This window comes from Streptomyces sp. NPDC097107 (assembly GCF_044762405.1).
In the GTDB taxonomy this organism is placed as follows: Bacteria; Actinomycetota; Actinomycetes; order Streptomycetales; family Streptomycetaceae; genus Streptomyces; species Streptomyces thinghirensis.
This window is the reverse complement of the sequence record NZ_JBIWEF010000034.1, coordinates 1-10,497: the sequence shown is the minus strand read 5'-3', so window position 1 is coordinate 10,497 and position 10,497 is coordinate 1. Positions and strand designations below refer to the sequence as shown.

Here is a 10,497-nt window from a genome sequence, read left to right as displayed (position 1 = left end):
CCCAACGCATCGACCACCTCATCCAGCACACGCGCGAAGACCGGGAACGCCTCGTACAACTCCCGGCCCATACCCGCACGCTGACTCCCCTGCCCCGAGAAGACGAACGCCGTACGACCGGTGACCGGCGAAACCCCCGGCTCCTCACCGGACGCCACCGCCGCCAGCCCTCGCAGCAACCCCTCACGGTCGGACCCCACCACCACAGCCCGGCGGTCCAGTGCGGCGCGGGTGGTGAGGGTGTGGCCGACGTCCACCGGGCGCAGGTTCGGGTGGCTGTCCAGGTGCTCGGCGAGCCGGGAGGCCTGGGCGCGCAGGGCCGCGTCGGTACGGCCGGACAGCACCCACGGCACAGCGCGGAACCGTCCAGACACGTTGCCGGGATCCTGGTCCTCACCCGTCGGTCCGGCGGATGCCGGAGCCTCTTCGAGGATGACGTGGGCGTTGGTGCCGCTGATGCCGAAGGAGGAGACGCCGGCCCGGCGCGGGTGGCCGGCGCGGTCCCAGGGGCGGGCCTCGGTGAGGAGTTCCACCGCCCCCGCCGACCAGTCCACGTGCGGCGACGGCTCATCCACGTGCAGCGTCCGCGGCAGCACACCGTGCCGCATCGCCATCACCATCTTGATCACACCCGCCACACCCGCAGCCGCCTGGGTGTGCCCGATGTTCGACTTGACCGACCCCAGCCACAGGGGTGGGCGGTCGTGCGGCCGGTCGCGGCCGTAGGTGGCGAGCAGGGCGTCGGCCTCGATCGGGTCACCGAGGACGGTGCCGGTGCCGTGCGCCTCGACGGCGTCGACGTCGTCGGGGCTGACTCGGGCGTCGAGCAGGGCGTCCTCGATGACACGGCGCTGGGCCGGTCCGTTGGGAGCGGTCAGACCATTGGAGGCACCGTCCTGGTTGACCGCCGAGCCGCGGATGACGGCCAGCACCTCGTGACCGTTGCGGCGGGCGTCGGAGAGGCGTTCGAGCAGGACCAGGCCCACTCCTTCGGACCAGCCGGTGCCGTCGGCCGCCGCCGAGAACGCCTTGCAGCGGCCGTCGGCGGACAGCGCGCCCTGTCGGCTGAACTCCACGAAGACGTCCGGGGCGCACATCACCGTGGCGCCGCCGGCGACGGCGAGGGTGCACTCGCCGCGGCGGAGTGCGGCGGAAGCCAGGTGGAGGGTGACCAGGGAGGAGGAGCAGGTGGTGTCGATGGTGACGGCGGGTCCCTGGAAGCCGAAGGCGTAGGCGACACGGCCCGACAGCACGGCGGCCGAATTGCCGATCATCAGGTAGCCCTCGACGTCCTCCGGCACCTGGATCGGGCGGGTGCTGTAGTCGTGGTACATGGCGCCCGCGAAGACGCCGGTGCGGCTGTCGCGCAGGGAGAGCGGGTCGATGCCCACGCGTTCCAGGGACTCCCAGGTGAGTTCCAGCAGCAGTCGCTGCTGAGGGTCCATGGCCAGGGCCTCGCGCGGGTTGATGCCGAACAGCCCGGCGTCGAAGTGGGCGATGTCGTCGAGGAAACCCCCGGCGTGCGCCAGGCTGACGCCGGGTGTGTCCGGGCCGGAGCCGTGGAGCCCGTCCAGGTTCCAGCCCCGGTCGGTGGGGAACGGGGACATCGCGTCGCGGCTGCCGGCGATCAGCTCCCACAGGTCCTCGGGGGTGCGGACGCCGCCGGGCATCCGGCAGCCCATGCCGACGACGGCGATCGGCTCGTGCTGGAGTTCCTCGGCCTCGCGCAGGCGGCGTCGGGTCTCGCGCAGGTCCGTCGTGGCGCGTCGGAGGTAGTCGCGCAGCTTCTCGTCGTTCGACATCTCGTTGTGCGACATCTCGTTGTGCGACATCCCGTTGTGCGACATCCCGTTCGGCATCTCGTTGGACATCGGTCCCACCGTTTCGTCAGGTACCACGGGTACGTCAGAGCCCGAACTCGTTGTCGAGGACCTGGAACAGCTCCTCGTCCGTGACCGCCGCGAGATCGTCGTCGGGCCGGTCGCCCGTCGGCTGCGGGCGGTCGCCGAGGCGGCCCTGCCACGTGCGGAGCAGCGCCTCCAGGCGGCCGGTGATGCGGGTGGAGTCGCCGTCGGCGAGCGGCAGGGCGGCCAGGGAGGCCTCCAGCCGGTCGACGTCGGCCAGCACCGCACGGGAGACGGCGGCGTCGTCCGCGGTGAGTTCCGCCACGAGGTGGCGGGCCAGGGCGGCCGGAGTGGGCTGGTCGAAGACCACGGCGGCGGACAGGTGCAGTCCGGTGGCCGCCTTGAGCTGGTTGCGCAGTTCGATGCCCGCCAGGGAGTCGAAGCCGAGCTGCTGGAAGGTGACCTCCGGGTCGATCGCGTCCGGCCCGGTGTGGCCCAAAACCGCTCCGACGTGGGCGCGGACCAGCTCGCCCACCGCGTGCGCCCGTTCACCGGCGGGCAGCCCCGCGAGGTGCTCGGTCAGGGCGCGGCCACCGCCCGCACCGTCACCGGCACGGGTGCGAGCGCGGGTACGGCGCCGGGTGCCGGCGGGCACCAGCTCGCGGAGCATGGCCTGCACGTCCGGCCCGGCGGCCCGCAGCGCGGCCGGGTCCAGCCTCACCGGGAGGAGTACGGGCTCGTCGGTGCTCAGGGCCGCCGAGAAGAGCCGCAGCCCGTCCTGGACGGTGAGGGAGCCGACCCCGCCGCGGCGCATCCGGGAGTGGTCCGCGTCGCTCATGTCGCGGGTCATGCCCACCCCGCCCTGCCAGAGCCCCCAGGCGAGGGACTGAGCCGGCATCCCCTGTCCGCGGCGGTACCGGGCCAGGGCGTCGAGGAAGGCGTTGGCCGCCGCGTAGTTGCCCTGCCCGGCCGCGCCCAGTACGCCGGCGGCGGAGGAGAACATGACGAAGCCGCCCAGGTCGTGGTCACGGGTCAGTTCGTGCAGGTGCCACGCCGTGTCGGCCTTGGGACGCAGTACGGTCTCGGTCTGCTCCCCGGTCAGGCCGCCGATCAGCGCGTTGTCCATGACACCGGCGGCGTGGACGACGGCGGTGAGGGGGCGGTCGGCGGGAAGGGTGGCCAGCAGGCGGGCGAGCGCCTCGCGGTCGCCCGTGTCACAGGCCTCGATCCGGACCCGGGCGCCGAGCGCGCTCAAATCCGCGACCAGGGCGTCGGCGCCGGCGGCTTCGGGGCCCCGACGGCTGACCAGCAGCAGGTCGCGCCTGCCGTGATCGGTGACCAGACGCCGGGCGACGAGTCGTCCGAGATCGCCCGTGCCGCCGGTGATGAGCACGGTGCCGTCGGGCTTCCAGCCGTCGGTTCCGCTCACTGCGGCGGTGCCTCGGTCCGGCGCGCCCTCGGCGGCCTGGTCCGGCGCACCCTCGACGCGCCCGAGCCGCGGCGCGCGCGGGCCGTCCCGCAGGGCCAGCTGGGGTTCACCGAGGACCGCGTACGCGGCCAGTACGGCGGGCGAGGTGTCCGGCGTGTCCTGGTCGAGCAGGACGACCCTTCCGGGCTCCTCCTCCTGCGCGGAGCGTACGAGCCCCCACACCGCCGCCTGCACCAGGCCGCTCAGGTCACCCGCCGCGTCTCCTTCACCGGTGTCGACCGCACGGTGTGTCACCACGGCCAGCACGGAACCGGCCAGCCCGTCCTCCCTCAGCAGGGCCTGGAGGCCGGTGAGGGTGTGGTGCACTGCCGCGCGGACACACGTGGGTATGTCCTCGGCTCCGCCATCCGACCCGGTCTGCGGGACAGCTCCGGTCGGCAGGACCGCTCCGGTCGACGCGACGGGGAACAGTACGACGTCCGGCGCGGGCACCGCGCCCTCGCCGACCGCCTCGATCAGTGCGGCCCAGTCCGGATAGCGGTTGTCGCCCGACCCCGTCCCGTCGAGGACGGCCCAGCTGGGGGCGGAGCCCTGACCGTCCGCCTCCGGTACCGGCACCCAGCTCACCCGGTGGAGGGCGCCGCCGTCACCGGACTCCGCAGACGTGCCGGACCCGTGCGGATCGGCGGGCAGGGGCCGGGTCGACAAGGACTCCACCGAGGCGACCGGCGAACCCGTGGAGTCGAACGCCTCCAGGCCGTCATCAGTGAGACGGACCCTCAAGACCGTGGCGCCCGCGGCATGGAGACGGACTCCGATCCACGAAAACGGGACCGCCGGCCCGTCCCCGCCGTCCGCCTGGCCACGGCCCTCGACCACAGCCAGCAGATGGGCGTGCAGGGCGGCGTCGAGCAGCGCCGGGTGCAGACCGTAGGCACCACCGTCGATGAGGTGGTCCGGCAGCTTCACCTCGGCGAACAGCGCGTCGTCCCGCCGCCAGGCGGCGCGCAGCCCTTGGAAGGCGGGCCCGTAGCGCAGCCCATGGCCGGTCAGCGCGTCGTAGAAGCCGTCCAACTCGCACGAGGTGGCTCCCGGCGGCGGCCAGGTCGTCATGTCCGACGCCCCCGTGGGCGGTACGGAATCGGCCGCCTCCGCGAGGACACCCTCCGCGTGCCGGGTCCACGCCGTCTCCGACGCGTCGTCCTCGGGCCGGGAGTGCACCGCCACCGGTCGCCGGCCCGCCTCGTCGGGCTCGGCCACCGTCACCTGGATCATGACGGCGCCGCGCTCCGGCAGGACGAGCGGAGCCTCCATGGTCAGCTCCTCGACCACCGGGCACCCGACCTCGTCACCCGCACGTACGGCCATCTCGACGAAGGCGGTCCCGGGGAGCAGCACACCACCCATCACGGTGTGATCGGCCAGCCATGGCTGCGAATCCCGGGAGATCCGCCCGGTGAGCGTGACCCCGTCATCTTGGGGCGCCGCCAAGACGGCTCCCAGCAGCGGATGTTGCGCCGATTCGAGGCCCGCGGCGGAGATGTCCGCTCCGGTGTCGAGGGAGTTGAGCCAGTAGCGCTGGTGCTGGAAGGGGTAGGTGGGCAGGTCGACGGTGCGGGCACCGCGACCCGCGAAGAACGCCGACCAGTCGACCGGGACGCCTCGGGTATGGAGTTCACCCAGGGTGGTGAGGAGCTGGCCGGCTCCGGGGCGGTCGCCGCGCTGTGCGGCGAGGAACACGGCGTCGTCGCCGCAGCCCAGGCCGGCGAGGACGGCCTGCGGGCCCACCTCCACGAGCGTGCGGACGCCGTGTTCCTCCAGCGCCTGGATGCCGTCGTGGTAGCGGACGGTCTCACGGACGTGGCGGACCCAGTACCCGGGATCACACAGGTCCCCCGGTGCGGCGAGAGTGCCGGTCACGTTCGAGACGACGGGCAGGACCGGCTCACGGTAGGCGAGCTGGGCGGCGATCTTCCCGAACTCCGCCAGCATCGGCTCCATCAGCGGGGAGTGGAAGGCGTGGGACACCTTCAGCCGCGCCGTCCGCTCGAAACGCCCCGCCACCTCGGTGACAGCAGCCTCGTCCCCGGAAATCACCACAGAACGCGGCCCATTGACGGCGGCCACCGCAACACCGTCGGTGAGGCGTTCGCGTACTTCTTCCTCGGTGGCCTGTACGGCGATCATCGCGCCACCCGCCGGGAGCGCGTCCATCAGGCGGGCCCGGGCTACCACCAGCGTCGCCGCGTCTGTCAGGGAAAACACTCCCGCCACGTGCGCGGCCGACAGCTCACCAATCGAGTGCCCCGCCACCACATCCGGGCGCACACCCCACGACTCCAGCAGCCGGAACAGAGCGACCTCGAAGGCGAAGAGGGCCGGCTGCGTGAACCCGGTACGGTCCAGGTCGTCACCGCCCTCCCACATCACCTCCCGCAACGGCAGCCCCAACGCAGCGACCACCTCATCCAGCACACGCGCGAAGACCGGAAACGCCTCGTACAACTCCCGGCCCATACCCGCACGCTGACTCCCCTGCCCGGAGAACACGAAGGCCGCCTTGCCCTGCACCGGCGTCCCACCGGCCCGCTCACCGGACGCCACTTCGTCCAGTCCGCGCAGCAGTTCCCCGCTGTCGCGTCCCACCACCACGGCCCGGTGCTCGAACACCGACCTCGTAGCAGCCAGCGAGTAGCCCACATCCAACGGCGTCAGATCATCCCGCCCGGCGACATACTCAGCCAGCCGCTCTGCCTGCGCCCGCATCGCCCCCTCATTCCGCCCCGACAAGACCCACGGCACCACCGGCACCGGTCCGGAGGACTCACCGTCCTCCTCCACCGCCTCATGGACCGGCGCTTCCTCCAGAATCACGTGCGCATTGGTCCCACTGAATCCGAACGACGACACACCCGCCCGGCGCGGACGCCCGTCGCTCTCCCAAGGGCGGGCCTCGGTCAGCAACTCCACCGCTCCCGCCGACCAGTCCACATGCGGCGACGGCTCATCCACATGCAACGTCCGCGGCAGCACCCCGTGCCGCATCGCCATCACCATCTTGATCACACCCGCCACACCCGCAGCCGCCTGCGCATGCCCGATGTTCGACTTCAACGACCCCAACCACAACGGCCGACCCTCACCCGGCCGCTCCTGCCCATACATCGCCAGCAACGCCTGCGCCTCGATCGGATCCCCGAGCGTCGTCCCCGTCCCGTGCGCCTCCACGGCGTCCACCTCCGCAGCCCGCAACCCCGCAGCCGCCAACGCCTGCCGGATCACCCGCTGCTGTGACGGACCGTTCGGAGCCGTCAACCCGTTCGACGCACCGTCCTGATTCACCGCCGAACCACGCACCACCGCCAGCACCCGATGCCCGTTACGCCGCGCATCCGACAGCCGCTCCACCACCAGCACACCCACACCCTCGGACCAACCCGTACCGTCCGCCCCCGCCGAGAACGCCCTGCACCGCCCGTCCGGCGAAAGACCCCGCTGACGACTGAACTCCACGAAGCTGTCGGGAGTCGCCATGACCGCCACGCCACCCGCGAGGGCGAGGGAACACTCCCCGTTGCGCAGCGCCTGGGCTGCCAGATGCAGGCTGACCAGGGACGAGGAGCAGGCGGTGTCCACCGACATCGCGGGGCCCTCCAGGCCCAGCGCGTAGGAGACGCGGCCGGCCACGACACTGCCGGAGCTGCGGCCGGTCAGGTAGTCGTGGTACATGACGCCGGCGAACACGCCGGTGGCGCTCCCCTTGAGGCCGGACGGCCGGATACCCGCGTGCTCCAGAGCCTCCCAGGCAGTCTCCAGCAGCAGCCGCTGCTGCGGGTCCATCGCCAGGGCCTCGCGCGGGCTGATCCCGAAGAAGGCCGGGTCGAAGTCGGCGGCGTCGTGCAGGAAGCCGCCGTGCTTGACGTAACTGCTGTGCGGTGCGGACATGTCCGGGTCGAAGAGCCGCTCGACCTCCCAGCCGCGGTCGGCCGGGAACTCGGTGATGCCGTCGATGCCCTCCGCGACCATCTGCCACAGGTCGTCGGGGCCGGTGACGCCACCGGGGTAGCGGCAGCCGATGCCGACGATGGCGATCGGTTCGTCGGTGGCGGTCGACGCCCTCCCGGGCACCGTGACCGAGGCAGCCGTACCGGGCGTCCCGGCGTCCTCGCGGTCGTCGAGCAGTTCCTCCAGGAGTCGGTCGGCGAGGGCTCGGGCGCTCGGGTAGTCGAAGACGACGGTGGTCGGCAACGGCACTCCGCTGACGATCTTGAGTCGGTTCCTCAGCTCCAGCGCGGTCAGCGAGTCGTAGCCGAGTTCCAGGAAAGCCCGGTCGGGGTCGATGGGGTTGGCCGACGCGTGTCCGAGTACCCACGCCGCATGGTTGCGGACCAGGTCGAGCAGGGCTTCGCGGGCCTGGGGCTCGGGAAGACCGGCCAGCTGTCCGGCGAGACCTCCGGTGCCGGGCGCGCCCTCACTCGCGGCGGTGGGGCCGCCCGCCGTCGGGCGTGCCGCGCGGTGCGCGGATCGCGTGGCCGGGCGCAGCAGGGGCGGGAGTTCGGTGCCCCCGCCGATCCAGGCACCCCGGCGCCGGGTGTGCAGGACGGCCGTGTTGAGGACGAGGGGGGCCAGGAGGTGGTGCTCGGTCGTCAATGCCTGGTCGAACAGGGCGAACGCCTGGTGTGTCTTGATCGCCGGGACGCCCAGGGAGCGGATGCGGTTGAGATCGACATCGGTGAGCTGGGCGGTGAGGCCGACGGGCGGGTCCCATGTGGCGTACGCGAGTGAGGTGGCGGGCAGCCCCCTCGCCCGACGGTGCTGGGCGAGTGCGTCGAGGAAGACGTTGGCGGCGGCGTAGTCGCCCTGTCCCGCCGCGAGGATGAGACCGCCGGACGAGGAGAACATGACGAACGCCGTCAGGTCCGCGTCCTGGGTGAGGACGTGCAGGTTCCACGCCGCGTCGGCCTTGGGACGCATGACCCGTTCCATGGAGGCCGGCGTGAGGGTGGTGACCAGCCCGCCCTCGGCGACGCCGGCCGTGTGCACGACGCCTCTGAGGGGGCGGTCGGCGGGAATGGCGGCGAGCAGCTCGGCCAGCGCGCGGTGGTCCGCGACGTCGCACCGCTCCACTCGCACCTCGGCGCCCGACTCCGACAGCTCCGCCACCAGGTTCGCGGCGCCGTCCGCGGCCATGCCGCTCCGGCTCACCAGCAACAGGTACCGGACGCCGTGCTCGGCGACCAGATGACGGGCCACGAGCGACCCCAGCCCTCCGGTGCCGCCGGTGATGAGCACCGTACCGGCGGGATCCCACGGTCCGACCGCCTCGGCGCCCGTGCCGGGGTCGACCGCGGAGAGGCGGGGCATCAGCGGACGGCCTCCGCGCAGGGCGAGTTCACCCTCGTGGCTGCCGAGCGCCTCGGCCAGGACCGCCGGGCCGGGCGTCTCCCCGTCCGTGCCGGGGTCGAGGTCGAGGAGGCCGAAGCGACCGGGCATCTCTTCGGCGGCGGCCCGCACCAGACCCCAGACGGGTGCCTGTGCCACGTCGACCGCGCCGGTGTCCGCCCCGGCCGCGCCCCGCGTCACGACGACCAGACGGGTGGCGGCCAGCACATCGTGCTCCAGCCACTGCTGGAGCACAGGCAGGACCCGACTGGTGAAGGAGCGCGCCCGGTCCGGCAGATACGGGGTGGCCTCGGCCGTGTCGCCGAGGTGATGCGCATCGAGGACGACCGCCTCGGGGAGCGGAGCGCCCTCGGCGACGGCGGCGGCGAGGGCGGCCACGTCCGGGTAGACGGGAACGTCGTGGCCTGCGGCGAGACGAGCCTCTCCGAGGAGCGCCCATGACGTGACAGGGGTGACCGGTCCAGGCATCCGAAGCCACTTCACCTGGTAAAGGGCCTCACGTTCCTCGCCGGAACCGGAACCCCCGCCGAGCCTCTCGGCCGACACGGGGCGGGCGGTGATGTCGCGTACGTCGGCCACGGGCGCCCCATGGGCATCGGCGACCGTGACGGAACCGCCGTCCGCGGAGACCCGCACGCGCAGGACGGCGGCACCTGTGGCGTGCAGCCGGACACCGCTCCACGAGAAGGGGATCGAAGGGTTCTCCTCGCCCTCCTGCTCCTCCAGGATGCTGACGTGCAGGGCGGCGTCGAGCAGCGCCGGGTGCAGCCCGAAGGCGGCCGCCTCGTCCAGCGCGCTGTCGGGGAGCGCCACCTCGGCGAACAGTTCACCGTCCCGCCGCCAGGCGGCACGCAGGCACTGGAACACCGGCCCGTAGCCGAAGCCGCGCTCCGTGAGCCGCTCGTAGAAGCCGTCCGCGGGCAGCGGGACGGCGCCCTGGGGAGGCCAGGTCCGCAGGTCGGTCCCAGGCTTGGCCGCGTCCGGGCCGCCGGGAACCAGAACACCGGTGGCGTTGCGTGCCCACGGCGCGTCCACAGGCGCCGACTCCGGCCGGGAATGGATGAGCAGGTGACGGGTGCCGGAGTCGTCGGGCCCCTCCACCACGACCTGCACGGCCACGCCCTCGTGCTCGGGCAGAACCAGCGGTTCCTGGATGGTCAGTTCGTCCAGGACGGGACAGCCGACCTGGTCACCGGCGTGCAGCGCCAGTTCCACGAACGCGGTCCCGGGCAGCAGTGTGGTGCCGAGCACCGTGTGATCGGCGAGCCAGGGGTGAGTGGCCAGGGAAAGACGGCCGGTCAGCACCACGCCGTCACTGCCGGGCAGCGTCACCAGGGCGCCGAGCAGCGGGTGTTCCGCGGACCGCTGTCCGAGGCCGGAGGGATCCCCGACGTCGAGCGCGGCATCCAGCCAGAAGCGCTCACGCTGGAAGGCGTACGTGGGCAGGTCGACGGTGCGGGCACCGCGACCCTCGAAGAACGCCGACCAGTCGACCAGGACGCCTCGGGTGTGCAGGGCGCCCAGCGCGGCCACGAGTTGGTGGGTCTCGGGGCGGTCGCGGCGCTGTGCGGCGAGGAACACGGCGTCGTCGCCGCAGCCCAGCCCGGCGAGGACCGCCTGCGGTCCCACCTCCACGAACGTGCGGACGCCCTGCTCCTCCAGAGCCCGGATGCCGTCGTGGTAGCGGACGGTCTCACGGACATGGCGGACCCAGTACTCGGGATCACACAAGTCTCCCGGGCCGGCGAGACGGCCGGTCACGTTCGACACCACAGGCACAACCGGCTCGTGATACGTCAGTCCGGATGCCACCTCCCGGAA

Annotated in this window: 2 protein-coding genes; both read right to left on the bottom strand. The window is 72.6% G+C overall.

What is annotated here, in order from left to right; translation table 11 throughout:
- Positions 1-1,802: type I polyketide synthase (locus ACIQ1J_RS35195; protein WP_403563451.1), on the bottom strand; the 1,802-nt coding region annotated here is incomplete at its 3' end.
- Positions 1,803-1,905: 103 nt separating this feature from the next.
- Positions 1,906-10,437: an SDR family NAD(P)-dependent oxidoreductase gene (locus ACIQ1J_RS35190; protein ID WP_403563449.1), complete on the bottom strand. Its 8,532-nt coding sequence runs from the start codon at positions 10,435-10,437 to the stop codon at positions 1,906-1,908.
- Positions 10,438-10,497: the final 60 nt, after the last annotated feature.